Origin of the sequence: Hamadaea tsunoensis DSM 44101 (assembly GCF_000428945.1) — a bacterium.
Classification (GTDB): Bacteria; Actinomycetota; Actinomycetes; order Mycobacteriales; family Micromonosporaceae; genus Hamadaea; species Hamadaea tsunoensis.
Window position 1 is genome coordinate 142,997 of sequence record NZ_AUAX01000002.1, and the last position, 23,972, is coordinate 166,968.

At 70.6% G+C, this 23,972-nt stretch carries 25 protein-coding genes; 9 read left to right on the forward strand and 16 right to left on the reverse strand.

Annotated features, from left to right (window positions below):
• Window positions 1–61 precede the first annotated feature (61 nt).
• Complete coding sequence (locus tag G401_RS0103270) at window positions 62–376, forward strand: hypothetical protein (RefSeq protein ID WP_027341377.1); 315 nt, start codon at window positions 62–64, stop codon at window positions 374–376.
• Between the two features lie 54 nt (window positions 377–430).
• On the opposite strand, the gene G401_RS0103275 is transcribed toward G401_RS0103270, so the two are convergent.
• Window positions 431–1,066 (reverse strand): hypothetical protein, encoded by a 636-nt coding sequence (locus tag G401_RS0103275; protein ID WP_157545261.1) that lies wholly within the window; start codon window positions 1,064–1,066, stop codon window positions 431–433.
• A gap of 31 nt (window positions 1,067–1,097) precedes the next feature.
• On the opposite strand from G401_RS0103275, the gene G401_RS0103280 reads away from it, so the two are divergent.
• Window positions 1,098–1,829 (forward strand): DUF7873 family protein, encoded by a 732-nt coding sequence (locus G401_RS0103280; protein WP_027341379.1) that lies wholly within the window; start codon window positions 1,098–1,100, stop codon window positions 1,827–1,829.
• A gap of 463 nt (window positions 1,830–2,292) precedes the next feature.
• On the forward strand, window positions 2,293–3,003 hold the full coding sequence (locus G401_RS0103285) for a hypothetical protein (RefSeq protein ID WP_027341380.1): 711 nt from the start codon (window positions 2,293–2,295) through the stop codon (window positions 3,001–3,003).
• A 54-nt stretch (window positions 3,004–3,057) separates the two neighbouring features.
• Here the strand turns inward: G401_RS0103285 and G401_RS0103290 are convergent, their stop codons facing one another.
• The 3 genes from G401_RS0103290 to G401_RS0103300 all read right to left on the reverse strand — a co-directional run bounded on the left by G401_RS0103290 (window position 3,058) and on the right by G401_RS0103300 (window position 5,337).
• The gene (locus G401_RS0103290; protein ID WP_245601593.1) at window positions 3,058–4,473 is read right to left on the reverse strand and encodes an MFS transporter; all 1,416 of its coding nucleotides are present in this window, start codon (window positions 4,471–4,473) and stop codon (window positions 3,058–3,060) included.
• Window positions 4,474–4,561: 88 nt separating this feature from the next.
• The gene (locus tag G401_RS0103295; protein WP_027341382.1) at window positions 4,562–4,906 is read right to left on the reverse strand and encodes an ArsR/SmtB family transcription factor; all 345 of its coding nucleotides are present in this window, start codon (window positions 4,904–4,906) and stop codon (window positions 4,562–4,564) included.
• Between the two features lie 5 nt (window positions 4,907–4,911).
• The gene (locus tag G401_RS0103300; RefSeq protein ID WP_027341383.1) at window positions 4,912–5,337 is read right to left on the reverse strand and encodes an SRPBCC domain-containing protein; all 426 of its coding nucleotides are present in this window, start codon (window positions 5,335–5,337) and stop codon (window positions 4,912–4,914) included.
• Between the two features lie 150 nt (window positions 5,338–5,487).
• Here G401_RS0103300 and G401_RS0103305 point away from each other — a divergent pair, with 150 nt between their 5' ends.
• Window positions 5,488–5,958, forward strand: coding sequence for a hypothetical protein (locus G401_RS0103305; protein ID WP_027341384.1), 471 nt, complete (start codon window positions 5,488–5,490; stop codon window positions 5,956–5,958).
• Window positions 5,959–6,006: 48 nt separating this feature from the next.
• On the opposite strand, the gene G401_RS0103310 is transcribed toward G401_RS0103305, so the two are convergent.
• The 5 genes from G401_RS0103310 to G401_RS0103330 all read right to left on the reverse strand — a co-directional run bounded on the left by G401_RS0103310 (window position 6,007) and on the right by G401_RS0103330 (window position 10,059).
• Window positions 6,007–6,360 carry a hypothetical protein gene (locus G401_RS0103310; protein WP_027341385.1) on the reverse strand — a complete coding sequence of 118 codons (354 nt, stop codon included), beginning with the start codon at window positions 6,358–6,360 and terminating at the stop codon, window positions 6,007–6,009.
• 63 nt (window positions 6,361–6,423) lie between these two features.
• Window positions 6,424–6,612 carry a hypothetical protein gene (locus tag G401_RS0103315; RefSeq protein ID WP_157545263.1) on the reverse strand — a complete coding sequence of 63 codons (189 nt, stop codon included), beginning with the start codon at window positions 6,610–6,612 and terminating at the stop codon, window positions 6,424–6,426.
• Between the two features lie 269 nt (window positions 6,613–6,881).
• The gene (locus G401_RS0103320; RefSeq protein WP_027341387.1) at window positions 6,882–7,781 is read right to left on the reverse strand and encodes an acyltransferase domain-containing protein; all 900 of its coding nucleotides are present in this window, start codon (window positions 7,779–7,781) and stop codon (window positions 6,882–6,884) included.
• A 303-nt stretch (window positions 7,782–8,084) separates the two neighbouring features.
• Entirely contained in the window at window positions 8,085–9,032 is a 948-nt protein-coding gene (locus G401_RS0103325) for an NADP-dependent oxidoreductase (RefSeq protein ID WP_245601594.1), read from the reverse strand.
• A gap of 91 nt (window positions 9,033–9,123) precedes the next feature.
• On the reverse strand, window positions 9,124–10,059 hold the full coding sequence (locus G401_RS0103330; RefSeq protein ID WP_027341389.1) for an alpha/beta hydrolase: 936 nt from the start codon (window positions 10,057–10,059) through the stop codon (window positions 9,124–9,126).
• Window positions 10,060–10,211: 152 nt separating this feature from the next.
• Here G401_RS0103330 and G401_RS0103335 point away from each other — a divergent pair, with 152 nt between their 5' ends.
• Window positions 10,212–10,604: a MerR family transcriptional regulator gene (locus G401_RS0103335; RefSeq protein WP_027341390.1), complete on the forward strand. Its 393-nt coding sequence runs from the start codon at window positions 10,212–10,214 to the stop codon at window positions 10,602–10,604.
• A gap of 9 nt (window positions 10,605–10,613) precedes the next feature.
• Here G401_RS0103335 and G401_RS0103340 read toward each other — a convergent pair whose 3' ends face one another.
• The gene (locus G401_RS0103340) at window positions 10,614–11,567 is read right to left on the reverse strand and encodes a quinone oxidoreductase family protein (protein WP_027341391.1); all 954 of its coding nucleotides are present in this window, start codon (window positions 11,565–11,567) and stop codon (window positions 10,614–10,616) included.
• Between the two features lie 77 nt (window positions 11,568–11,644).
• On the opposite strand from G401_RS0103340, the gene G401_RS43140 reads away from it, so the two are divergent.
• Window positions 11,645–12,226: a TetR/AcrR family transcriptional regulator gene (locus G401_RS43140; RefSeq protein ID WP_034590630.1), complete on the forward strand. Its 582-nt coding sequence runs from the start codon at window positions 11,645–11,647 to the stop codon at window positions 12,224–12,226.
• A gap of 21 nt (window positions 12,227–12,247) precedes the next feature.
• Here G401_RS43140 and G401_RS0103350 read toward each other — a convergent pair whose 3' ends face one another.
• On the reverse strand, window positions 12,248–13,663 hold the full coding sequence (locus tag G401_RS0103350) for a DUF2252 domain-containing protein (protein ID WP_027341392.1): 1,416 nt from the start codon (window positions 13,661–13,663) through the stop codon (window positions 12,248–12,250).
• 107 nt (window positions 13,664–13,770) lie between these two features.
• On the opposite strand from G401_RS0103350, the gene G401_RS0103355 reads away from it, so the two are divergent.
• Window positions 13,771–14,373, forward strand: coding sequence for a hypothetical protein (locus G401_RS0103355; RefSeq protein WP_027341393.1), 603 nt, complete (start codon window positions 13,771–13,773; stop codon window positions 14,371–14,373).
• Window positions 14,374–14,386: 13 nt separating this feature from the next.
• On the opposite strand, the gene G401_RS0103360 is transcribed toward G401_RS0103355, so the two are convergent.
• Window positions 14,387–15,439, reverse strand: a complete 1,053-nt coding sequence (locus G401_RS0103360; protein ID WP_051366074.1) for a hypothetical protein — start codon at window positions 15,437–15,439, stop codon at window positions 14,387–14,389.
• Entirely contained in the window at window positions 15,436–15,639 is a 204-nt protein-coding gene (locus G401_RS0103365; protein ID WP_027341395.1) for a DUF7489 domain-containing protein, read from the reverse strand. Before G401_RS0103365 ends, G401_RS0103360 begins: the two co-directional genes overlap by 4 nt.
• A 123-nt stretch (window positions 15,640–15,762) precedes the next feature.
• Between G401_RS0103365 and G401_RS0103370 the strand changes: the two genes are divergently transcribed.
• Window positions 15,763–16,365 (forward strand): TetR/AcrR family transcriptional regulator C-terminal domain-containing protein, encoded by a 603-nt coding sequence (locus G401_RS0103370; RefSeq protein WP_027341396.1) that lies wholly within the window; start codon window positions 15,763–15,765, stop codon window positions 16,363–16,365.
• A 139-nt stretch (window positions 16,366–16,504) separates the two neighbouring features.
• Here G401_RS0103370 and G401_RS0103380 read toward each other — a convergent pair whose 3' ends face one another.
• The 3 genes from G401_RS0103380 to G401_RS0103390 form a co-directional block, all read right to left on the reverse strand.
• Window positions 16,505–17,269 carry a hypothetical protein gene (locus tag G401_RS0103380; protein WP_027341397.1) on the reverse strand — a complete coding sequence of 255 codons (765 nt, stop codon included), beginning with the start codon at window positions 17,267–17,269 and terminating at the stop codon, window positions 16,505–16,507.
• 576 nt (window positions 17,270–17,845) lie between these two features.
• Complete coding sequence (locus G401_RS0103385; protein ID WP_027341398.1) at window positions 17,846–18,286, reverse strand: VOC family protein; 441 nt, start codon at window positions 18,284–18,286, stop codon at window positions 17,846–17,848.
• 57 nt (window positions 18,287–18,343) lie between these two features.
• The gene (locus G401_RS0103390) at window positions 18,344–18,838 is read right to left on the reverse strand and encodes a DinB family protein (protein WP_027341399.1); all 495 of its coding nucleotides are present in this window, start codon (window positions 18,836–18,838) and stop codon (window positions 18,344–18,346) included.
• Between the two features lie 299 nt (window positions 18,839–19,137).
• On the opposite strand from G401_RS0103390, the gene G401_RS52290 reads away from it, so the two are divergent.
• Window positions 19,138–23,904, forward strand: coding sequence for an IPT/TIG domain-containing protein (locus G401_RS52290; protein WP_169734138.1), 4,767 nt, complete (start codon window positions 19,138–19,140; stop codon window positions 23,902–23,904).
• Window positions 23,905–23,972: the final 68 nt, after the last annotated feature.

The following is a 23,972-nucleotide window of genomic DNA, read 5'->3' on the forward strand; positions in this document are numbered from 1 at the left end:
AGGCGAGCGGGAGAGGCTCAGGTCCAAACAGCACATGGCTTCCACTTGCGACACTGTGCGCATGGGACGGTTCCTCGCCAAGACGCTCCTGTTCCTCGCGGCCGGCGCCGCAGGGGTTCTGCTGTCGATCTGGCTCTTCCGGGTCTTCAGGGATCCACGCCCCGGGATCGCGATCACCGCCATCTGGGTGCTGTTGTACGTCAGGCTCCTCTGGCGGCAGATCCCCGCCGACGTACGGAACGAGGATCCCGACGTGCCGTTCTTCGAATCACGCAGTGCCCGGCGGGAGCGGCACTGGGCCGAGATCGAGGCGCGAGCCGAGGAGTGGCACCGCAACCGCCGCCATCGTGCTCGGGAGGCCCGCCGCCGCAAGTGACGCACGTGGTACGCCGAGGCTGACTCGTCGACGATCGTCGACTGAATCGTCCGATCACCCCTTCGAGCGCACTATGGGCTCCGCGAGACTGAGCCGATCGGCCGGGTTCGCCGAGAGCCAGGTCTCTGCCCGCTGCCTTTCCACTCGTGGTAGCCGTATCCAGCCGCCACTCGCCTGACGTGGGTACTGCGGGAAACTCGCCAGCCTGGAAACGGAGGCGATCAGGCCGCACACGACGAGCACAAGGATCACAGCGGCCAGCGAAAGAAGGGAATCCGGCCAGGTCGACGGCCCGAAAACACCGATCGCGCAGGCCGCGATCACGGTCAACGGCAGCAACACCCAGCAGTTGAACGCGAGCAGGCGGCTGGCCAGCACGATACGGGTGCGGACGTCCCCGCCGACCAGGACCGTGACGCGGGATGCACGTCCAGGCCAGTGCCCGGCCGCGAACACGGTGACAAGCGCGGACCCCTCGACTGCCCCGTGTATGGGTACCGAGGCGAAGTCCAGATCGTTGCGCGCGGTCGGCGAGACGAGAACGTCGACGAGGTCCGCTCCGGTAGCCGAGTCTTGGCGGCGTGGTGTGTTGGACACCGATGTCTGCCCTTTCCTGCGTTGTGCCTCAACGTCCTGCGGAATGCGGGCGCTGAGACGCGGACTTAACGCGTTGCGGGAACGGTGCTTCATCGCATAGCTTACGGCGGTTGAAAGGGGAACGGTGCCCAAGCTGAACCAGATCATCGCCGTCGAAAAGGGTGTCAAGAGCCGGTCGCTGCAGGAGCTGACCGACGCGCACCGCGACGTGCAGAAGCCCGCGCTGCTGTCCGGCATCGCGCGGACGTATCAGGCCAAGGACGAGGAAGGCGAGCAGTTGCCGCCCGAGTCCACGAAGGTCCAGATCCGTACCGAGGAAGTGCTGCGGGGCGTGGCGGTCACGCTGACCCGGCTGTTCGACGTGACCGCGACCAAGGACGCGACGAACTGCGTCGCGCGCGCGGACGTCGTCGTGGACGACGACACGCTGCTGTCCGATGTGCCGGTCAGCTACCTGCTGTTCCTGGAGAAGCAGCTGACCGACCTGCACACGTTCGTCAAGAAGCTGCCGATCCTGGACGCGGCCGAGTCGTGGCAGTACAACGACTCCGCGGACAGCTGGTCGACCGAGCCGGTGCGTACGCTGCGGACGAAGAAGGTTCCGCGTAACCACGTCAAGGCCGAGGCGACCGAGAAGCATCCGGCGCAGGTCGAGGTGTACTACGAGGATGTCACGATCGGGTACTGGACGACCGTGAAGTTCTCCGGTGCGCTGCCGGCCAAGCGGGTCTCCGAGCTGCTGGAGCGTGTCGAGAAGCTGCAGAGCGCGGTGAAGTTCGCCCGCGAGGAGGCGAACGGCACGCAGGCGGTCGACCGCAAGGTCGGCGACAAGGTCTTCGGCTACCTGTTCCGATGACCCACAGACTCCCTCGCAACACGCAAGCGCGAGGGTGCGCATGAGCGCAAGCTGAAGCTGAGGCTCAAGCTGACCAACCGCGGCCACAGTGCGGGTTCGAGCCCCGCCCCCCGCATTTCCTGTGGGGGTAGCCCAACTGGCAGAGGCAACCGCGGATCAAGTTCAGACTCTTGCTCCAGACTCAGCATTCGCCATTGATCGCCGGATCGACCGCCGGCGGGCATCAGCACCAGGTTGCGGGTTCAACTCCCGTCCGCCGCTCTTCATGCGGCGGTGGCTCAACGGCAGAGCATGGTGCCCTCAGCCCGACCCGCCAGCTTAAACGCCATCGGCGAGTGCAATTCAGTGGCACACCGAGGCCCGGGACAGGACATGTTCCCGGGCCTCACCAATTCTTCGCGCGCCCCCACTCCGTTTCGGGGCGAAACATCGATGAGTGGCGCCGGCGTGGGACGCTGTGCGCATGGCGCGATGGCGGACGGCCACCCTGGCGATGCTGGTGCTCCTCGCCGGCTGCTCCTTCGGCGACGACGGCTTCGAACACCGGTACGCGGCGCCGGGAACAGGCTGTGGCGACCTGGCCGATTCCGACAGCGGCAAGTCCGACATCTGGTCGCGTTCCAGTGGGGTTCTGGTCAGCTGCGCGAAGGACCACAGCGTCCTCGCACCTCCGAAAATGCCCGGCGCGCGGGTCTACTGGACGGAGTCCGATGTGGATTACATCGATCCGCCCGACTTGAAGAAGCACGGCTACGCCGGCACCGCGATCGAGGTGACCGCCGAGGTGCTGACGGGCGGTCCGGAGGCACGCGGCGGCATCGTCGTCGACCCTGTCCCGGCCTTGCAGCAGTATGACGCCGACCTTCCGGTCTTCTTCTTCGCCGTCGACTCCGCCGGGCGCTGGTTCATCGACCGTCACGACCACAGCGCGCAGTTCGCCGCCGATGTGGCGTCCGGCGCCGTCGCTCCCGGCCCGCACCGGATACGCGTACGCACCGATGCGTCGAAGTCGACCTCGGTCTTCGCCGTGGACGGGACCGACGTCGCGACGCAGATCCTGCCACCGGCCAAGTGGTACACGGTCGGGGTGGGGGTCGCGTGCTCGCGTACGGAGTTGAACGAGGAGTCGTGCACGGCGTCGATGAAGGACTACCAGAGCGTCTGGTGGAAGTAGAACGTACGCCACGGCCGACGAATCGGGCCGTGGCGTACGTGTCGCGCAGGAATCTCAGTGCGACGATCCGATCAGGTCCGCCGCGGTTGCCGGCTCGACGACGGTCGGCCCGGCCAACGACGGCCGCGGCCGCAGCCCGATCCAGACGAGGACGACGCTGGCCAGCGTGACCACGACGTTCACGCTCAGCGCCAGCCGCATCCCGTGCAGTGCCAGGGTCTGCGTGGCGGCGACCGCGCTGAGGATCGGGATCCCGATGGTGATCGCGACCTGCTGCGTCATCGACGCGAGACCCGTCGCCAGCCCCTGTTCGTGGTCCGGCAGCCCGGACGTCGCCGTCACCGTGTACGCGACCAGCGAGGTCACGTGCCCGAAGAAGCCGATGAACAGGGCCGGAAGCAGGATCGCCAGGCCGACGCGCTCGGTACCGAGCAGGACCAGCGGCAGCGTCATCACACCCTGGACCGCCATGCCGGCGGCGAGGACCTTGCGGTTGCCGTACCTGCCGAGGAAGCGGCCGGCGATGATCCCGGCGGGCACGGAGGCGAGCCCCGGTACGCCGAACACCAGCCCGGTCACGAGCGGCGAGAAACCGAGGGTGTTCTGCAGGTACAACGTGACGAGGAAGATCATCGCGGTTTCCATCGTGGACACGATGAGCCCGGCGTAGTTGCCCCATTTGACGGTGGGCCGGGTGAGGATGCGTACCGGGGCCAGGGGTGCGGGTGCGCGCAGCTCGATCCGCCAGAACGCGGCCAGCAGCAGCGCCCCTACCACCCCGGCGACGATGTTCTTCTCGATGATCGCGTAGATCACCGCGAGCAGGCCGCCGGTGACGGTGACCGCGCCCGGGAGGTCGAGCCGGACCCGGTCGGGTGAGCGGCCTTCGGCGATGACGAACGGGGTGACGATCAGGACGATCAGCGCCACGGGCACGTTGATGAAGAACGCGGACCGCCAGCCGAGCAGGCTGACGAGCGTACCGCCGACAAGTGCGCCCACGGTGAACCCGCCGGCCAGCAGCGCGCCGTTGAGGCCGAGGACCCTGGCTCGCAGGGAGCCTTCGCTGAAGGTCGTGGTCAGCAGCGAGAGTGATGCGGGCATGGCCATGGCGGTCGCGAAGCCCTGCAGTACGCGGGCGGTGAGCAGCATCTGCGGGTTGGTGGCGAAGCCGCCGAGCAGGGACGCGCCGACGAGCAGGAGCATGCCGCCGAGGAAGATCTTGCGCCGGCCGAAGAGGTCGGCGGTGCGTCCGAACAGGAGCGCGAAGCCGGCGGCGGGCAGGGCGTAGGCGGAGGCGATCCACGGCAGGCCGGTGACGCCGAGCCCGACGCCTTCGCCCACCCTGGGCAGGGCGACGTTGAGGATGGAGAAGTCGACGGACATGGTGAATCCGGCGCCGAGCAGCACGAACAGGATCATCCGCTGCCGGCCGGTCATGCGTTGCGAGGGCGTGCTGTCACTGGACACGGTGCATTACTTCCTTCGAAGGGCGTGACGAAGCGGGGTGCCACGGACACGTGCGTCCGTGACACCCCAGCGGAGAAAGGGCGGTGTTTTAGCGAGAGTCGCGTTCGGCCGCTTCGGCGATGCGCTTGACCGCGGCCAGGCGCCGGTCCCATTCGGTCGCCAGCGCCGTCATCCATCGGGCGGTCGCGTTCAACGCGTCGGGCCGCACGGCGTAGAGCACCTCCCGGCCTGACTTGCGGGAGGTGGCCAGCCCCGCGGCCTCGAGGACCGCGAGGTGCTTCACGATCGCCTGCCGCGACACCGGCACCTGCTCGGCGAGAGTCGTCGCGGTCACCTCGCCGTGGGTGGCGAGGAGGTCGAGCAGGTGCCGGCGGGTCGGGTCGGCCAGCGCGCCGATGACCCCGTCGACGGTGTCGCGAATGTCGTCGGTCACGACGACTATTGTTCGGCGCGCTTGGTGAACCCGTCGAGGACTTCGACCCAGCCGCCGGAGTTGTCCTTGTGCGCCTGGGCGCCCGCGCCCGCCGGCAGCGCGGTGAAGCCGCTCTCCACGACCCGCAGACGCGTACTGCGCTCGCCCTCCGGGATCAGGGTGAACTCGATCAGCGTCGTGTTGTCGTCGGTCAGCGGCTGCCCCGCGAACGCGCTGGCCCATCGGTACGCCACGTAGGTCTGCGGCCGCACCTTCTCCACGAGTACCGGGAAGTCGCCGTACTGCGCGTTGCTCGCCACCGTGGACTCCCCCTCGACGGCGACGCCGCCGGGCTTGTCGGCGACCCAGAAGCCCGGTTCGGTCACCAGTGACCAGACCCGTTCCAGGGATGCCTGGATCAGGGTCTCGCGTTCGATCCGGTCCTCGCTCATCGGTTGCTCCTCACCTCACGAAACTTCATGTGCAACTCAAGGATTGCACATCGGGCAGCAAGCCGCAACTCCAGGGTTGCACATTTCATCTGCCGGCAGCGGCGTTCTGGCGGGCCTCACCGCTGATGAATCCGACACTATGGTGTGGGGATGACGAACACGCCCAGGGAGGCAGAGACGCGCATCGGCCCGGTCGGCGCGCTGCTGTGCCGGGTGATGTTCACCGCCGTCTGCCTACCCGGACCGGTCCTGCTGCTCGTCGCCGTAGCGCAGCGCCAGAGCCTGTCCACAGCGGACTTCTGGGGCCTGCTCGGCGGCGGCCTCCTGACGACGATCGCCGGCGGCGGCTTCGGAGTGTGGGGCCTGCGCCTGGTCACGCGCTCGCGCCGCGACATGCGGCGGCTCGCCACCAACGGCGTCGCCGCTACGGCGGAGATTCTCGCGGTCGCCGATCACACGGACGGGGAGGAGTCCGGCCGGAAACTCCGCCTGCGGATCAGCGCGGCCGGGTTCGCCGCCTTCGAGACCGAGGCGGTCCGCGCCGACGACCCGGCCCTCGTGCCCGGCGCGTTCCTGGCCGCGGTCGTGGAGCCGGAGGAACGCGTCTTCTCCTTCGTGTAGCCGCCCGTCCCCCGTCGGGTCGACAGACAGGGACGCCGCCCCGAGACGTCAGGAGGTCTTGGCGTCCAGATACTGCAGCAGATCGTGGGCGGCCAGCTCGATGTCCTTGTGGTGGAACTCCGAAGCCCGGTAGACACAGGCGATCAGGCCGCTGCGGTGGACACGGCGCAGGTCGCCGAAGACGAACGCGTACCGGGCCTTGGTCTCGTCGGACGCTCCGACCGTGAGGCCCAGGTGCCAGGCGGCGTACTCGGCCCAGCTGTGCTTGTCCAGGTACGCGTTCTGCGCTTCGGCCTTCGGCTGGGCGTCGCCCCAGTCGCTGTCGAGGACGTACTGCCGCTTGTCGACCAGCTGCCGCGCGTACGCCACGGCCGCCTCGTTGAGCTCGTACTTGTTCGGCATACCAGCCGAGTACCCTGCGTGAGGCCGCCTAACCGCAGGTTCGAGATCCTCGGCCGCCTGGCGTCAGTCGGCGAGCCAGCCCAGCACGGTCATGCCGACGGAGGAGAAGCCGACGACGACCACGATCACCGACAACAGCATCCCGGCCACCATCGGGCGGCTCATCGGCCGGCGGCGGAAGAGGCGCTCGAAGCCGACGGGCATCAGCACCACCGCGACGAACGGCGCGAACGCCATCACGATCAGCAGCACCCAGCACAGCGTACGCACATGGCCGACGTCCGATGGCCGCAACGTCCGTCGATGTCGTCACGTGGGCAGCCTACCCGGCGCGACGTCCGGCCGTGGGTGAGCGCACCGCCCGGCGCAGACCGATATCGAGGGTCTGCGAACCGTCGCCACATGACGCCTCGACCAAGCGCCATAGGGCCTGGCGGCGCGCAAGATCATATCCAGCCTGACATGGTCAGACGGGATCTTGTAGGTCCCAGCGGACGCGGACGGCGGTCTGCAGCGTCAGTTCAGATGGCGATGAATCCCAGGTGGGTGTACCAGTGTCCGCCGTCGCGCAGGTGGTCGCCGATGACTCGTTCCAGCGCGGTGGTCCGCGGCAGGTCGTCCCAGTCTGCTGGTTGTTCGGTGAGGCCGAAGATGTAGCGCAGCACCGGTTTGTCGCAGAGTTCCGGCAGGTCGACGCGACCGGTGATCGGGAAGCGGTGTTGGAAGGCCGTGATATTGCTGTGGGCGGGAAGGCGTTCGGCCAGCTGAGGGTCGAGTAGCCAGGAGGTGCAGGTCATCGCGACCGGCTTCGTGTCGGGGAAATGCCGGGGAAAGAAGTCGCGGGCCGAGGCGAACGACGCGTCGCAGGCGGCGGGGCTGAGCGGGCCGAGCAGGTCGGGGATGTGGATCTCCAGAATCGGGTCGCCGGGCGAGCATGGCAGGCCGGCGCCGGTGAGCCCGGCGGCCGTGGGCTCCAGCAGGCTCGATCGTTCGAATTGCAGGCGTCCGAGCTGGTAGAGCTGGCCGCGCCAGTGCCGCCACAGCCAGTGGGCGAGGTTGAGGCCGCCGACGCCGTGGCGTTTGCGGTGCAGGGCCATGCTGCGGCCGAGGTCGGCGAGGGTCAGGCGGGAGACGTCGTCAGAGATGCCGTGGGCGGCGTGCAGCCTGCGGGCGTGGCCCAGGGCGGCGACGAAGACGTACACGTAGAAGTATCGGCCGAGTTCGCCCAGTTCCGGGTACTGTCGGCGGAAGTCGGGCGGCGGCCCGGCGTGGCAGAGTTCGCGTACCGCGTTGTGCAGGAGCCGCCACACGTCGGCGTTCTCCGGCGAGGGCATCAGGCGTACGAGGTCGGCGATGTCGTCGTGCGGCACCGCGAGTCCGATGAGGATCGCCGGTAGGTCCTCGCGGGACGGCAGTTGCATGTCACACCTCCGTGGCTTCGGCGTGCCGTGACGACGGGCCGTTCGATCATCATCGACGGTGGGACGGGAGCGGCCGACGTCGGCCCCTCCCTGCCGTTCCGCTCCAGCTATGCGATTCGGAGCTTGTCGAGGTCGGCGGCCGGAGGTGGTCGTCGGCGGCTTGGCGGTCGCCTGTGGACAGTTCGACCTCGGCGCGGGACGGCAGAGCCACGAAGCCCGATGGTCTCCGTGCGGTCCGGCGCGGCGTCGACGTCGCAGGCGCGTGGTTTCCTCCCGGCCGCACACCGGCCGGGAGGAAACACCTCAGCGGATCTCGAGGACGAGCTTCCCCGTCACTCGGCCCGACTCCCCCACCTCGTGGGCCTGCGCCGCCTGGTCCAGCGGGAACGACGCCTGGACGACCGGGCGCAGCGCGCCGCTACGCAGCAGGTCGGCCACGGCGAGCATCCCCGCCTGGTCGGCCTCGACAAGCATCAGCCGATGGCGTACGCCGAGTGCCGCGGCCTCCTCCCGCAACGGTGTGGTCTGGGAGAGGACGAGCGAGACGAGCGTGCCGCCGGGCCGCAGCGTCCGCAGGGAGCGGGCCGTGTAGTCGCCACCGATCAGGTCCAGGACCACGTCCACCTCGCCGGCCGCCTTCTCGAAGTCCTCGGTGTGGTAGTCGATGAGCTCGTCGGCGCCGAGCTCGCGCAGCAGTTCGTGCTTGGCCGCGCTGGCCGTGCCGATCACCGTGGCGCCCAGCGACTTGGCGATCTGCACGGCGAAGTGCCCGACGCCGCCCGCGGCCGCGTGGACCAGGACCCGCTGGCCGGGCCGGATGTGGGCGGTGTCCACCAGCGCCTGGTACGCCGTCAGCGCGGCCAGCGGCACCGAAGCGGCCTCGACGTGGCCGATCCCGGCGGGTTTCGCGACGAATGTCCGGGCCGGGGCCGTCACGTACTCAGCGAAGGAACCGTGGCCGTGGGGATAGGGAAGCATGCCGAAGACCTCGTCGCCCGGCTCGTGGATCGTCACGCCCACGCCGACGGCCTCGACCACTCCGGACACGTCCCAGCCCAGGATCAGCGGCAGCTGGTCGAGGAACCCGGGCAGCCGCCGGTGCACCCAGTCGGTCGGGCTGATACCCGCCGCGTGTACGCGTACCAGCACCTCGGAGGGGCCGGGCACGGGCCGCTCGACCTCCACCACCTGCAGCACATCGGGGTCGCCCAGCCGGTCCTGGCTGACCGCTCGCATCGTCGCACTCGTCATGAGTCGAGCCTGCCGAACGCGGGCCGGGCCGGACAGTGGCCCGAAAGCCAATACAGGCAAGAATCGGGCCACGCGCCGTCGCCTCGGCCGATCACCGCAGAGCCTCCCGGAGCGCCTCGGTGATGTCTCCGACAGCGTTCTTCGCGTCGTCGAAGGGGTGCCGCAGGAACTCGTGGATCATCCCGTCGTATCGGCGTACCGTCGCGGGCACCCCCGCGTCCGCGAGTCGCCGCCCGTACGCCTCGCCCTCGTCGCGCAGCGCGTCATATTCGGCGGTGACGATGAAAGCGGGCGGCAATCCGGCCAGGTCGGGCTCCAGCAGCGGCGACACCCTCGGATCGAGGCGCTGCTCGGCGGTCGTCAGATAATGGTCCATGAACCACTCCTGAGCCTCCCGGCTGACGTTGCCGTACTTCCCGGCGTACTCGGTGATCGTGAAGTTGGTGCGGCGGAAGTCGAGATCCGGGTAGATGAGCAACTGGAAGGCGATGGCCGGGCCACCGGCGTCCCGCGCCTTCAGCGCGAGCACCGCGGCCAGGTTGCCGCCCGCGCTGTCACCCGCGACGGCCAGCCGGCCTGCGTCGACGCCGAGATCGGCCGCGTTGTCCACGACCCAGCTCGTCGCGGCGAAACCCGCGTCGACGGCCGCCGGATACTTGGCCTCGGGTGAGAGCGGGTAGTCCACCGACACGACCACGCTGCCTGCGCCGTTGGCCAACGCCCTGGCCAACGCGTCGTGGGAGTCCAGGTCGCCGAGCACGAAACCGCCGCCGTGGAAGAAGACCACGACCCCAGGCACTTCCTCCCGTACGCCGAGCGGCCGGTATATGCGTACGGCCAACGGGCCCACGGCGGTTTCCGCGATCCGGTCGGTGACCTCTTCCACCCTCTCCGGTACGCCGACCGAAGCCGCCGTCAACCGGCGGGCCCCGGCCCGGGCCTGCTCGGGCGAGACGGTGTGCAGTCCGGCGAAATTGACGGCGGCGAGGCGCTCCAGGTGCGCCTGAACCTGTGGATGCAGTGCCATGCGGGTTGTTCTCCTTCATCGGATCCATCGGAACGGAGGTACGCTTCCAGCCTGCGACTTGAACCGTGCTTCAAGTCAAGGCACGGAATCCGCCCGCCGTGAAGGTCCGCGGCGAAGGTCTGCTGAAGGTCTGCTGTTGAGGAGGATGTGGCATGCCGCGCACCAGGGAGCTGGACATCGCCGAGGTCGCCCGACGCACCGGGCTGACCGCCTCCGCGCTGCGCTTCTACGAGCGGCGCGGGCTGATCGAGTCCAGCGGCCGCAACGGTCTGCGCCGCACGTTCGCCGCCCGGACCGTCGACCGGCTGACGCTCATCGCATGCGCGCAGGCCGCCGGTTTCACCCTCGCGCAGATCGCCCGGTTCCTCGTCGCGAGCCCGCACGACTCGGAACTGCGCGAGCAGATGGCGCGCAAGGCGCAGGAGTTGGAGGCGGACATCGCCCGGCTGAGCCGTATGCGTGACAGCCTCCGGCACGCGGCCACCTGTGACCACACGCCACTGGTCGAATGCCCCGAGTTCAAAGCACGCATGCAAGAGCGTTAGACGGGATCCTCAGCGGCGCGGGTCGAGCACGACCTTCCCCGTCGTGCGCCGGCCGCGGAGCGCGGCGTGGACGTCGCGGACGTCCGACATCGGGAAGTCCCCGCCCTCGACGATCCGCAGGCGGCCGTCGACGACCTGATCGGCCAGTTCCGCGTACGCGTGGGCGAGGAGGTCCGGCCGGGCGAAGGCGTGCATGAGCCAGAAGCCGCTGACCGTGGCCGACTGCCGTTGCAGTGCGCGCGGCGGGACCGGGTCGGGTTCGACGAGACTGGCCATGCCGTAGAAGGCCAGCCGCCCGAACGGGGCCAGGGCGTCGATGCTCTGGCCGGTCACCCGCCCGCCGACCATCTCCAGGACGACGTCGACCGGCTTGCCGTCGTTCGCCGCCCGCAACGCGGCCGTGAGGTCCTCGGTGGACGGATCGACCGCCGCGTCGGCTCCGATGGACCGCACCAGCTCTCTTTTCTCCGGCGTACTGGCGGTGGCGATGACGCGGCCGGCTCCGGCGTTCTTCGCCAGTTGCACGGCGAGCGAGCCGACGCCACCCGCCCCGGCATGGACGACGACGCTGTCGCCGGGCGCCACTCTCGCGGTCTGGTGCACGAGCCACCACGCGGTCAGACCTTGCGCCAGCAGGGCGACGGCGGCCACGTCGCCGAGTTCGTCCGGCACGGCGAACGCGTGCTGCTGCGGGACCAGGGCCTTCTCGGCGTACCCGCCGGAGGTGAGCATCGCCGCGATCCGGCGGCCGTCGGCGGTCCGGCCGACCACCTCGCCGCCGGGAATGACCGGCAGCGCCGTGGCGCCGAGGTACGCGTTCTCGCGCAGCAGCGAGTCGGCGTAGTTGACCCCGGCCCGGCTGACGTCGACGAGAAGGTGGCCTGGCGCGGGCGACGGGTCCGGCACGTCGCGGACGACGACGACCTCGGGACCGCCGAATTCGGTGAGCTGGACAGCGCGCATGAGAAGCTCCTGATACTGAGAACCAAGTGGTACTGCGTACCATAACGGATCGCGTACCACTCCGCTAGACTGGGCCGGTGTCCGAGCCGAACCTGCGCGCCCGCAAACAGCAACGCGCCCGCGACGAGATCATCGAGGCCGCGTACGCGCTGTTCGGCGAGCGCGGCTATCCGGTGGTCACGGTGGCCGACATCGCCGACCGCGCGGAGGTCGGGCGCACCACGTTCTTCCGGTACTTCGGCGACAAGCAGGAAGTCGTCTTCGCCAACGAGCAGGACTGGCTCGACGACGTGACCCGGCGGTACCGGGACGCGAGCGCCGGCCGGGCGCCCACACTCGCGCAGGCGCTCGGCTCGCTCCGGGCGGTCGCCGAGGCGGTGTGCGCGTCGGCGACTCGGGACCCCCGGCGCTATCGTGTCCGCGAGCAGCTGATCGCCGACAACCCCGAACTGACCGACCGGGCCGCCCGTAAACACCGCCGGTTCGCCGAGCTGCTCACCGCTTCCCTGCGCGAGCAGGGCGCGGACCCGCAGACGGCCGTACTGGCTCCGCAGATCACGTTGGCCTGCTTCAACGCCGGGCACCAGATCGCCGGCGCGGATCCCCGCAAACTGTGGCCGTCGGTCGCCGCCGCCTTCGACGCGCTCGACATCGCCTGATCCCGCCCACCGCCACGCGGGTCAGACTCCTTCGAGGGCCTCCAGGCGCCCGGCGCGGATCGCCTTGACGAACTCGTCGTAGTCGCGTTCGTTCTGGTCGGCGTACCGGGCGGCGAAGTTCGCGATCGCCTTGTCGAACGCGTCGGAGTCGCCGAGGTACGCGGCGATCGCGACCGGGTCCCCGGACCGCGCGTGCGCCCGGGCGAGGGTCCAGCCGCAGATGCCGGCGTAATACGTCATTCCCGCGGGAACCATCGCCTCGACGACCGCCGACCCCTTCATGTCGCGTAGCTGCCGCCAGTAGAAGTGGTTGCGCCCGCGCGGTCCCTTCGTCCAGCCGAGGAAGATGTCGCTCGCCGCCTGCATCATCCGCTGGCCGCGCACGACACGCTCGCCGTGCGACCGGTAGCGGCTGGCGCCCACGTGCGGCTCCAGGACCGACGACATGGCCTGCTTGACCTGGAGGAACAGCGGATCCTGCGCGTCGCGGCCCTGCAGCAGGACGATGAACGCCCACGTGCCGACGCTGCCGACCCCGACGACCTTGCGGGCGACGTCGACGACCTCGAAGCGCTCCAGCAGATGGCGCCGGTCGTCCTCCAGTGTGGAGCGGTAGGTGCGGAACTGTTCGCGGATCAGGTGCTCGACCTCGTCCGCGGACAGGCCGTGAAAGGCGGCCAGATCCCGCAGCGGAACCACGATCGGGGGCTTGCTCGCGATCCGGTACCGCCCGTCGGCCAGCTCGCCGAGCTGCGACAGCGCCTGCAGGCTGTCTCGGGTACGCGCCTTGCGGATCGCCTTCAACGCCTGCTTCTCCTGGCGTTGCAGAAGTTTCCCCTCCGTACGCGCGCCGGCGGAGGCGGCGCTGCGGATGCCGGCGAGCAACTCGTCCTCGTCGAGGCGGGCGTACCAGATATCCATCGTGCCCATCCGCGCGAAGTCCGCCATGGCCGCCCGGTACGCCGCCACGCCGGCCCGCGTCACCGCACGGGCGTCGGAAGCGGCGAAGCCGTTGTTGCGGGCCGCGATCATGAAGCTCGCCGCCATCCGCTTGACGTCGTACTCGAACGGTCCCGGGAGGGTCTCGTCGAAGTCGTTCAGATCGAACAGGAGCCGCCGGTCGGGCGCCGCGAACGCGCCGAAGTTCGACAGGTGCGCGTCCCCGCACAGCTGGACGTTCAGCCCGGCGACCGGTGTCGGGGCCAGATCGGCGGCCATGATCCCGGCGCCGCCGCGGTAGAACGTGAACGGCGACACCATCATCCGGCCGTGGCGTACCGGCACGAGGTCCTTCTCGCGGACGGCGTCCTGCTCCTCCAGCACGGTGAGCGGATCCGGGCGGTCGGCGGCGGGCTGCCACTTCTTGTGAGCCGATGCGGGCGTCCGGTCGCGCGCGGCCGTGCCCATCGCCTTGCGGTCGTCCACGCTCGCAGTCATTCGGCAGTCTCCCGCGAGGACAGGGCGCGGCCGTCCCCCATCGCGAACTTACCGCACCCGGCCGCGACGGGCCGCCGGATCGCGAATGATTCGGCGACGATATCCAGGTGGCCTTCGACGACGACTTCATCCTCGCCGGTTTCGTGGCGGCACCCCGCTGGCACATACCGCCCGAGTCGCGGGCCGGCCTGCTTCCTGCGACCGTCGCGACCGTGAGCGACTGCCTGGTCGACTGCGTGCCGGCGAGCGAGGAACCCCTGACCGAGCCCTGGCATCACGACCTCGCGACCGCGCACGCCGCCGCCCGCGCCGCAGGCGTGTACGCGTTGTCGATGAACCTGGCTCCGCCCGAGACGGCGGTCCTGCTCGACCGGTTCGGCGGCTGGGGTCCCGCGGATTTCCATCCCCTCTGGCGACGGCTCACCCACCCGGTCGCGGCGCCGCCCGGAATGCCGCTGGGCTTCGAGGTGGTCGGGTTCGAGGCCGGAGACCTGCACAGCTGGCTGTGCAACGACCTGCAACGCGATGCCTGGGAACAGCTCGGCATCACCGTGAACGAACTCGGTCTCCTCGACGACCTCGATCAGGCACGGGCCGTCGCCGTGATGGCCGACCGCGATCCGGGCACCGAGGAGGTCGACTGGATCGCGGCCCTCGTCATCGAACACCAGGTGCCTGGCGCGGCGACCGAGTCTCAGCCGACGTCGTAGATCCCGCCCTCACTCATCGTTCTCCAGCCCAGCTGTCTCCGCGTACGCGTCGATCAAGAAGCCGGAGGCCGATGAGGGTGAGCGCGATGATCAGAACGAGCCCGACGCGGTCCACGCGGGTGTGGGCCATGATGACCAGCCCGCCCACGCTGTGCGCGACGAGCGCCCCGCCGATCAGGGCGAGGGTGTGGCGCTCGCTCCAGCGGGCGGAGCGGGTGAGCCGGGACAGGACCCGATATCCCCACGCGATCCCGGCCGCGGCGACGAGGAGCGGGACCACGACGAGCATGCCGCGGGTGAACGCCGGCTGCGCGGCCCCGAACATCGGGAACGTCAGAGCGAAGAACACCAGGGTCGCGAGGGCTGCGCCGAGGAACAGCACCGCGGGCCGGGGCACCCGCGCATCCGTGGCCTGTACGCGAGGCACCGGCACCACGGTCAACGCCAGCACCCCGAGAAGGAGGATCACCGCGAGACAGCCGGCCACGAACGGCAGCGGCGCCTGATATCCGGGATCTTCGACCGGCGGAACCGAGACCCGCAGCAGCAGTACGCCGAACATCATCACCACCGCGGTGACCCCCAGCCCGAACCGCCCCACATAGGTCCGCCGCCGGTACGCCGGGAACAGCATGTCCGTCAACACGATGGGGATCGCCACGGTGAAGACCGCGTGGTAGGCCGTGTTGGCGAACCAGTACGGCAGGTTGAAGCCGAGGATCCGGGCGCCCCAGTCGGCCGCGCCGTAGAGGTGCGGGCTGGTCAGCGCCTGCAACCCGAGGCCGTCCTCGAGCAGCTCGTAGCAGACCGCGAGCAGCAGGATGCTCGGCCAGCCGCGGTGCCGCCGCACGACCAGCTCGCGGATCAGCAGGACGCCCGCGCCGTAGATCGGCACCCACAGCAGTACCAGCCACGCCATTCTGATCGGCGTGGAGCCGAGGGCGAGTTCGGCGATCAGCGGGGTCAGGACGACGAGTGTCAGCGCCGCCCCGCGGTGGCGGGACCTGGCGGGGCCGGCGCCCATGTCGCGGGCCGGCGCCGCCAGCTGCGAGCCGGGCGCGGTCATGCCCGCCGCGGGTCGGCGCCCGCCTCCTTGACCAGGCGGTCACCGACTTCCAGGTCCTTCCACAGCGCCCGCGGCACCCGCACCTTCGACGTGGTCCCGTCCGCCAGCCGGATCGTCACGTTCCGGTAGAGGTTCGCCCCGTCGAACGCCGCCCGCGACTTCTCCTCGACGATGCCGTCCCAGGTTTCCTTGGCTGTCATCACTCACCTCGCGAGGTCCCCGGGCACCCGGCCTGGCGCCCGACTCGCCCTGAAGCTTATCATCGATAAACTACGAGTACACTTGAGCCAGAAAACCGCGCGCGCCGGAAACGAGGTCGACGGATGCCCCACCCACGGCGGCTGGAACGCGCCACGATCGTCGCCGCGACGATCGACGTCCTCAACGAACGGGGCCTGGACGAGCTCTCACTGCACACGATCGCCCAGCGTCTCGGCGTACGGCAGCCGGCGCTCTACCACCACTTCCCGAGCAAGTCCGCGCTGCTGGACGCCACCGCCGCCGAAGTCCTCGACCGCTGGCACACCGAACGCCTCCCCCAACCCGGCGAGGCGTGGCGCGAGTTCCTCGCCCGCAACGCGTACAGCCTGCGCCGCGCGCTGCTCACCGTCCGCGACGGCGCCCGGCTCGTCGCCGCCACCGGCCCCCGCGCGCCCGAACCCGCCAGCGCCCTCGCCCGGATCGAATTCCTGGAACACCACGGATTCACCGCCGCCGGCGCCGTCCTGGCATCCATCGCGGTCAGCCGGTATGTCCTGGGCTGCGTCCTCGAACAACAGCTCGCACCGACTCAGGCCATCACCCCTTCCGCGTACGCCGAGCAGCCGCCCGATCGCCTGCAGCGCATCTCCGAGGAGATCGTCCGGCTCGGACCGGACCACGAGTTCGATGTGGGTCTGCAGGCGCTCCTGCGAGGTCTGCTGTGAGGACGGCCGCGACCGAGATGTTCGAGACCGCCGCCGACGCCCGCTGGGTACGCCTCGCGCGTACCCAGCCGGCGCAGGGCTGAAGACGGTCCGGGACAGGTTGGGGACGCCCCCGCCGACGACGGTGCAGGTCGCCGCCTTACCCCCCGAGTTGTTCCTGGATCGCCCGCTCCATGATCGCGCCGAACTGGCCGGATCGATCATGGTCCAGTCCGGGCACGACGTGGAGCTGCGTCGTGAATCCGTTGGCCCGGTACCACGCTTCACCGGCCTTGACGCCGTACGAGTCCGTCCAGGCCGGGTCTTGATCGCCGACGTCCCACACGAACGGCACGGCGGCCTTGTACGCGGCGGTGAACGTCGGTGTGGCGATGCAACGGCCACCGTAGGAGATCGCGACGCCCACGCCGTCGGTCATCGTCCGCACACCGTAGGCGGGTGCGAAATACTCCGTGAGCCACTGCGCCCCCGAGGAGTATCCGCCCAGCGCGACCCGTGCCGTGTCGATGTCGTAGTGGCTCTTCACGTACTCCACCAGGTTGTGCGACCAGGCCGCCTTCTGCGTCGGGGTGTAGCCCGACGACGTCTCGTACCAGCAGGTGCCGTCACCGTCGGGGCAGCCTGTGCCGGGCGCCAGGGGAGTCAGGAGGACCATGTTCCGCCGCTTCGCGACGGCGATCATGCCGTTGGTGCCCGAGAGCAGGTAGGTGGACGACGGGTTCTTCAATCCGTATTCGCCCGACCCGTCGGCGTAGACCAGCAGGCCGACCGGCTTGGTCCAGTTCAGCCCCGCCGCGTACAGGTGATACGAGGACGTGACGCCGCCGGCGCTGTACGACAGGTTGGTCCGATCCGTGCGTGGACCGCCCGATCCGCCGGTGGAAGGAGCCGGAACCGGTGACACCCGGGCTGTCGGGGCCGCCGAGGAGGTGGCCGTCCTCGGTGACGCCGGAGCCGTCGGGGTTGCTGAGGGAGTCGGGGTCGGCGCGCTCGTGGTCCGGCCGGCGGATCGGGATGTCTCCCCCTCCGCCGCGATCACGCGGTGCTCGCTGATGTCACTCAGCGTGGTCTCACCGGCACGGTCCGGCAAGGCCGGCGTTCCCCCCACCATGCCGAGCGAGATGACCCCTGCCAGCCCGCCGACCGCGAGGAGCCGGCGGAGGGTGACCGGCCGCCCGCTCGCCGCACGGTGGCGGGGTGCGGGCCGGGTTCCCGGCCCGGGTATCGCCGATCGATGGTGATCACCAGCAGCTTCATGGGGGGCTTCGGTGCGGCGCATGGGCCGATGCTAGGCAGCGCATCCCGCGTCGCCCACCCCTCAGCAGGGAAACCCGGCCTTTTTCTCGGGCCTGTTTCGCCTGGTGGGGGCCACATTTGGGGCAGCAGTCCGGCCGCGGCCCGAGGTGACCACCAAGCTGGCAAATCACGTGATTTCAGGCATTACCAGAAATCGGTGACGCCGAGATCCACGAGACGCTGCTCAGGTGAGCTCCTCGGCCAGTCCGACGATGATGCCGTCCGGCCCGCGCAGGTAGCAGAGCAGATAGCTGTCCTCGTAGCGGGTCACCTCGCCCACCAGCTCGCCGCCGTAGGGCCGCAGCCGGGCGACGGTGTCCTCGATGTCCTCGACGGTGAACATGACCCGGTGCAGGCCGAGCGTGTTCGGCGGGATGACCGCCGGCTCCGTGACGATCGCCTTCGGGTTGTGGTACGTCGCCAGTTCGAGCCTGCCCGGGGCGCCGGGGATCCGCATCATCGCGATCTCGGTACGCATGTCGTCGAGGCCGACGACCCTGCCCGCCCAGGCTCCCTCGATCGGGGCCCGGCCTTCCAGCTCCATGCCGAGTTCGGCGAAGAAGGCCACGGCGGCGTCCAGGTCGTCGACGACGATGCCGACGTTGTCCATACGCTTGATCGTCATGTACCCGAGCATAGGGTCCAGATCCGACATTGTCGGCTCGGACCGCCGCCGCGCTGGTCAGCGCCCGGTCACGCCGTCGATGAGCTCCCGCAGGATGTCCGCGTGCCCCGCGTGGCGGACCGTCTCGCCGGTCATGTGGGCGAGCACCCACCGCAGCGTACGCGGCTCGTCGCCGACCGGCTGGGCGGTACGCGCGTCCGGCCCCGCCGCCGCCCGGATGTGCGCGTCGCTCTCGTCGATGGCCGCCCGGTACGCGGCCACGATCTCGTCCGCGGACCGGTCCGGGGAGACCACCATGTCGAAGTCGACGTCGGCGTACCGGGGGTCGCCGCCGAGGGTGTAGGCGAACCAGTAGTGCTCGGCTGCGGTCAGGTGCTGGACCAGGCCCAGCAGCGTCGTGTCGGAGACGACCAGGCGGCGGCGCAGCTGCTCCTCGTCGAGCCCGGCGACCTTCTTCAGGACGCACGCGCGGCCGAAGGACAGGAAGGCGAGGCCGGTGTCCAGTTCGCCGCCGTCGTCGAGGGGTACGCGTTCGCGTTGGGTCTCCAGCATGATCACAACCCTAACGCGTTGATCAGGAACCGTCTCGGTCATTAAGCGGGCCCGGGGGCGAGCCGTCCACCCGACTGCCGCGTGCCCTCCGGCCGGGCGCCCGCGATGATCCGGCGTACGCCGGACGCCGAGCGCGTGAAACACGTCCCCGATCCGGTGCGGACTCCGGCAACCTAGTCCGTCCTGGGTGGACGGACGAACAGAATCACCCCGGATCCATGGAACGCGGAGTCCCCGCCCGGTTACGTTCCGCGCACAGCGGCATCCTGTCGCGTCCGAACCGTGGGGGTAGATCGCACGTGCGTTCCCGACCATTGATCATCGGGCTGATCGCGGCGTTGTGCGCCATGATCGGCATCACCGTCCTGCCGCCGTCGGCGTACGCCGATCCGCTGCCGGAGTACCTCGGCTACGGCTGGGGTCACGAGACCGGCGACGGCTCCGGCCTCCTGCGTACGGCGCCCGCCGCGCTGAGCCTGCCGGGCGGGGCGTCGTTCGCGGCCGTCTCCGGCGGGACCCATTCCAGCCTCGCCCTCGGGTCCGACGGCCAGGTGTACGGCTGGGGCGACAACTCGTACGGCGGTCTCGGCGACGCCACCGGGCTGCCGCATCACACGCCGGTCGCCATCCCGCTGCCCGGCGGGGTCTCCGCCGTCGCGGTCGCCGCCGGGAACGAGTCCTCGTACGCGATCGGCGACGACGGCCACCTGTACGCCTGGGGCTACAACAGCCAGGGCGACCTCGGCGACGGCACGACGACCGACCGCTCGACACCGGGGGTGGTGCCGCTGCCCGCCGGCGTACGCGCGGTCGCGGTGACCGCCTCCGGCGCGCACACCGCCTTCGCGATCGGTGACGACGGCCACCTGTACGGCTGGGGCTTCAACACCTCGGGCCAGGTCGGCGACGGCAGCACGATGAACCGGACGACGCCGGTCCCGGTGACCCTGCCGGGTGGCGTGGCCGTCAAGAAGGTCTCGGCGGCCAACGACGCGACGGCGGCCCTGGGCACCGACGGCCACATCTACACGTGGGGCCTGAACTTCAACGGGATCCTCGGCAACGGCACCGGCGAGACGTTCTACACACCACACCGGATCAGCCTGCCCGACGACATCGGCGCCACCGACATCGCGATGAACTTCATCGCCGGCTTCGCGGTCGGCAGCGACGCCCACGTGTACGGCTGGGGCAGCAACGGCTACCGGCAGCTCGGCAACGACCGGCCGGGCAACTTCTTCGCCCAGTCCCCCGTCCCGGTGGACCTGCCGGGCGGGGCCCTGGCCGCCGCGGTGTCGACCGGCGAGTCCAACACCCACGCGATCGGCGTCGACGGCAGCCTCTACGGCTGGGGCGAGAACTCCGGCGGCCTGGTCGGCGACGGCACGACGACCCAGCGCACCAGCGCGGTACGCGTACCGCTGCCGGACGACGCGGCCGTCGCGGCGGTCTCCGACGGCTCGTTCGCGACGCTCGCCGTCGCCAGCGTCCAGCCGCGCCCGCCCCGCTTCGTCTCCGTCGCGCCGGACCTCGTGGTGCCGGCCGGTGCGCATTTCACCTCGACGTTCCTCGCGACCGGGCACCCGGCGCCGGTGATGAGCCTCGCCGCGGGCGCGCCCTCGTGGCTGTCCGTGGACGCGCACTCGGGCGTCGTGTCGGGCACCGTACCGGCCGGCGTCACCGGGTTCACGTTCGCGGTGACCGCCGTCAACAGCCTCGGCAGCGTCACGACCCTGCCGTCGACCGTCGCGGTAGGACAGACGGTCGCCGTCACCGGTCACGTCACCGCCGACGGCGGCCCGGTCGCCGACGCCGCCGTCGAGGCGTGCGGCGGCGGCATCTGCACGACCGCCACCACCGACGCCGCCGGGGCGTACTCGGTCGGTGCGCTCGCCGGCGCCTCGATCCGGCTGACCGCCGCGCCGCCGCCCGCGCAGGGCCGGTTCCCGCGTACGCTCGGGCCGCTGACCGTGCCGCCGCTCGGCCTGTCCGGACAGCACATCAGCCTGCACGACCTCTATCCGATCGCCGACGGGGTCGCCTTCCCGGACCTGCCGACGAACCCGACCGCGCAGCCGTGGATCAACTGGAGCCGGCCCACCACCGTCTCGGTGCAGGGCTGCGCCCACGGCGTCGCGATCGCGGCCGTCGTGGGCGCCGACACGTCCTCCCAGCTCGCCTTCACCCCCACCATGCTCACCGAGTCCCCCGCCGGTTCGGGCACCTACACCGGCGTCCTGCCCGCGCTCTACCCGATGCACGGCGCGGCCCGCATCCGCAGCCGCGTGATCTGCCTGCCGGACGAGGCTCTCGAACCCTCGACCGGTCCGGCCACCGGCGGCGGCGCGGTGACGCTCGGCGGCACCGGGTTCACCGGGGCCACCGCGGTCCGCTTCGGCGGCACGCCGGCGTCGTTCTCCGTGGCCGACGACAGCCTCATCCAGGCGACGGCACCGGCCGGCACCGGGACGGTCAGTGTGACGGTGACCCCCGCCGGCGGCGGCACGGACATCGTCGTCGGCAACTACACCTACGAGGCGGTGACGGCGGTCAGCCCGGCGAGCGGGGCGGGTGCCGGCGGCACCGTCGTCACGATCACGGGAACCGGTCTCGCCAACACCACCGGCGTCACGTTCGGCGGCGTACCGGCCGACTACACCCAGCTCGACGCCGAGCACGTACAGGCCGTCAGCCCGCCCGGCAGCGGAACGCAGGACATCCAGGTGGAGACGCTGGCAGGGCGTACACCGGTGACGGCGGGCGACCGGTTCGCGTACACCGGAGGCGGCGCGACGGCCCTGTCCGGCCGGCGTCCGGCACTCACCGCCGTGACCCGACCGGCCGGGAAGGCCCCGGCCGTCACGTCGGCCGCGACCCGGGCGGTGGTCCGGGCCACCGCGCTGCCGCCGCCGCTGACCCCCGGCGACAACCTCGTCAAGTACGGCCGGGGTGCGGTCTTCCTGCTCGCCGGCAAGATCATCGATATGATCTCGCAGGCGAAACTCGACGCCGTCAAGCGCGACCTGGCGGCGAACAACAACTGCGAGACACGGCTCGCGGTGAAGAAGGCCGAGACCGAGCAGTCGTACGACACGGTCACCAAGCTTGCCGCCGCGGGCCTGTCCGCCGTCATCTACACCGCGGTCACCGCGACCCTGGTGGCCGGGCCGCTCGCCCTGCTGGCCATCGCCGCCCTGATCGCGGCGGTGGTCTTCGGCGTCGGCAAGGGCATCGCCAACGCGATCGCGGACTTCGTCGCCGAGGCCCTCGCCGAGAAGTGCAAGGGCACCGTCACACCGGCGGACAGCAACCTGTTCATCGACCCGAGCGGCACCGTGCAGGACACGAACGGCAACCCGGTCGCCGGGGCGAGCGTGACCCTGCTCCGCGCGAGCGAGCAGACCGGTCCGTTCACGGCCGTCCCGGCGGGCGACCCCGGCATCCAGCCCGGCACCAACCCGCAGACGACGGCCGCCGACGGCGTCTTCCACTGGGACGTCCTGTCCGGCTTCTACGAGATCCGCGCGGCCGCGCCCGGCTGCACGGATCCCGCCGATCCGGCGAACGCGTCGGTGACGATCGGCCCGTTCGCCGTACCGCCGCCCCGGGTGGGGCTCAGCATCGTGCTCGCCTGCGCCGGCGAACCACCGGCCGCGGTGCCGGCGGTGACCGCGCTCAGCTCCGGCACGGGCACGACCGCGGGCGGCGACACGGTGACCGTCACCGGCACCGGCTTCACCCCCGCCGCCACGGTGGCCTTCGGCGGCACCCCGGCCGCATCCGTCACCTACCTGTCACCGCAGCTGCTGTCGGTCGTCACCCCGGCCGGAAGCGGGCCGGTCGACATCACCGTCCACACCGCCGGCGGCACCAGCCCGACCGGCGACGCCGACCGCTACTTCTTCGGCACGGCACCGGTCGTGGCCGGGCTGAGCAGTAGCCAGGGCATCGCCACCGGCGGCGTACCGCTGACGGTGACCGGGTCCGGCTTCACCGGCACGACCGCGGTCACGTTCGGCGGGCAGCCCGCCACGGGTCTCGCGGTCGTCTCCGACACCGAGCTGCACGTGACCGTCCCGCCGGGCGTACCGGGCACAGTGGACGTGACGGTGACCAACCCGGCGGGCAGCAGCGCACCGACAGCCGCTGACCGGTACGCCTACACGGGCAGCGCGCCCGTGTTCACGTCCGGATCGTCGGCCGCCTTCACGGCCGGGACCGGCGGCTCGTTCACCCCGACGGCGAGCGGGACGCCGACACCGGCCGTCACCGTGACCGGCACCCTCCCCAGTGGAGTGACCTTCACCGGCGGGGTGCTCACCGTCGGGCCTTCGGCGGTGGCGGGCACGGCGCACTTCACGTTCGTGGCCGCCAACGGGGTCGGCGGCCAGGTCGCCCAGCCGTTCACGCTGACGGTCAACCCGGCCCCGACCGGCACCGCGCCGTCGATCGACACGAAGGTCACCGGCACCGGCATGAACGTCGCCACCGCCAAGATCACACCGACCGTCGCCGGGGAGCTGCTCGTCGCGTACGTGGCGGCGGACGGGCCCAGCGCCAACAACCAGCCCCAGTCCGCGACCGTCACCAGCAACCGGGGCATCACCTGGACGCTGGTCCGGCGGACCAACACCCAGCACGGGACGGCGGAGATCTGGACGGCCCGCGCGCCGGCCACGCTCAACCAGATCACCGTCACCAGTACGCTCGGCCGGACCGTCTACAACCAGCAGGTCACGGTCGTCGCGTACACGAATGCCGGTGGAGTCGGCGCGAGTGCCGGCGCCAACGCGACCACGGGTGCGCCCACGGTCGGCCTGACCACGACGGCGGCCAAGTCGTGGGTGTTCGCGGTGGGCAACGACTGGGACCGGTCGGTCAACCGCACCCCGGCCGCCGGCCAGACCATCCAGGCCCAGGGCACCGACTCCGCCGGTGACACCTACTGGGTCCAGTCGACGGCGGCCGCCACGGCCGCCGCGGGCACGGTGGTCACCATCGGCGACACCGCACCGGCCGACGACCGCTGGAACCTCAGCGCGGTCGAGATCCTCGGCCTGCCCTGACCGCGACCGGCCCGGGTGTCCGCGTACGCGCAGGCACCCGGGCCGGACCGGTTTCGAGCGGACCGCCG

Excerpts from the sequence above, each read along its gene's own strand:
- G401_RS0103270 (WP_027341377.1), top strand. The coding sequence starts at position 62 with ATGGGACGGTTCCTCGCCAAGACGCTCCTGTTCCTCGCGGCCGGCGCC.
- G401_RS0103275 (WP_157545261.1), bottom strand. The coding sequence starts at position 1,066 with ATGAAGCACCGTTCCCGCAACGCGTTAAGTCCGCGTCTCAGCGCCCGC.
- G401_RS0103285 (WP_027341380.1), top strand. The coding sequence starts at position 2,293 with ATGGCGCGATGGCGGACGGCCACCCTGGCGATGCTGGTGCTCCTCGCC.
- G401_RS0103300 (WP_027341383.1), bottom strand. The coding sequence starts at position 5,337 with ATGAGCGAGGACCGGATCGAACGCGAGACCCTGATCCAGGCATCCCTG.
- G401_RS0103305 (WP_027341384.1), top strand. The coding sequence starts at position 5,488 with ATGACGAACACGCCCAGGGAGGCAGAGACGCGCATCGGCCCGGTCGGC.
- G401_RS0103310 (WP_027341385.1), bottom strand. The coding sequence starts at position 6,360 with ATGCCGAACAAGTACGAGCTCAACGAGGCGGCCGTGGCGTACGCGCGG.
- G401_RS0103320 (WP_027341387.1), bottom strand. The coding sequence starts at position 7,781 with ATGCAACTGCCGTCCCGCGAGGACCTACCGGCGATCCTCATCGGACTC.
- G401_RS0103325 (WP_245601594.1), bottom strand. The coding sequence starts at position 9,032 with ATGACGAGTGCGACGATGCGAGCGGTCAGCCAGGACCGGCTGGGCGAC.
- G401_RS0103330 (WP_027341389.1), bottom strand. The coding sequence starts at position 10,059 with ATGGCACTGCATCCACAGGTTCAGGCGCACCTGGAGCGCCTCGCCGCC.
- G401_RS0103335 (WP_027341390.1), top strand. The coding sequence starts at position 10,212 with ATGCCGCGCACCAGGGAGCTGGACATCGCCGAGGTCGCCCGACGCACC.
- G401_RS0103340 (WP_027341391.1), bottom strand. The coding sequence starts at position 11,567 with ATGCGCGCTGTCCAGCTCACCGAATTCGGCGGTCCCGAGGTCGTCGTC.
- G401_RS0103350 (WP_027341392.1), bottom strand. The coding sequence starts at position 13,663 with ATGACTGCGAGCGTGGACGACCGCAAGGCGATGGGCACGGCCGCGCGC.
- G401_RS0103360 (WP_051366074.1), bottom strand. The coding sequence starts at position 15,439 with ATGACCGCGCCCGGCTCGCAGCTGGCGGCGCCGGCCCGCGACATGGGC.
- G401_RS0103365 (WP_027341395.1), bottom strand. The coding sequence starts at position 15,639 with ATGACAGCCAAGGAAACCTGGGACGGCATCGTCGAGGAGAAGTCGCGG.
- G401_RS0103370 (WP_027341396.1), top strand. The coding sequence starts at position 15,763 with ATGCCCCACCCACGGCGGCTGGAACGCGCCACGATCGTCGCCGCGACG.
- G401_RS0103385 (WP_027341398.1), bottom strand. The coding sequence starts at position 18,286 with ATGACGATCAAGCGTATGGACAACGTCGGCATCGTCGTCGACGACCTG.
- G401_RS0103390 (WP_027341399.1), bottom strand. The coding sequence starts at position 18,838 with ATGCTGGAGACCCAACGCGAACGCGTACCCCTCGACGACGGCGGCGAA.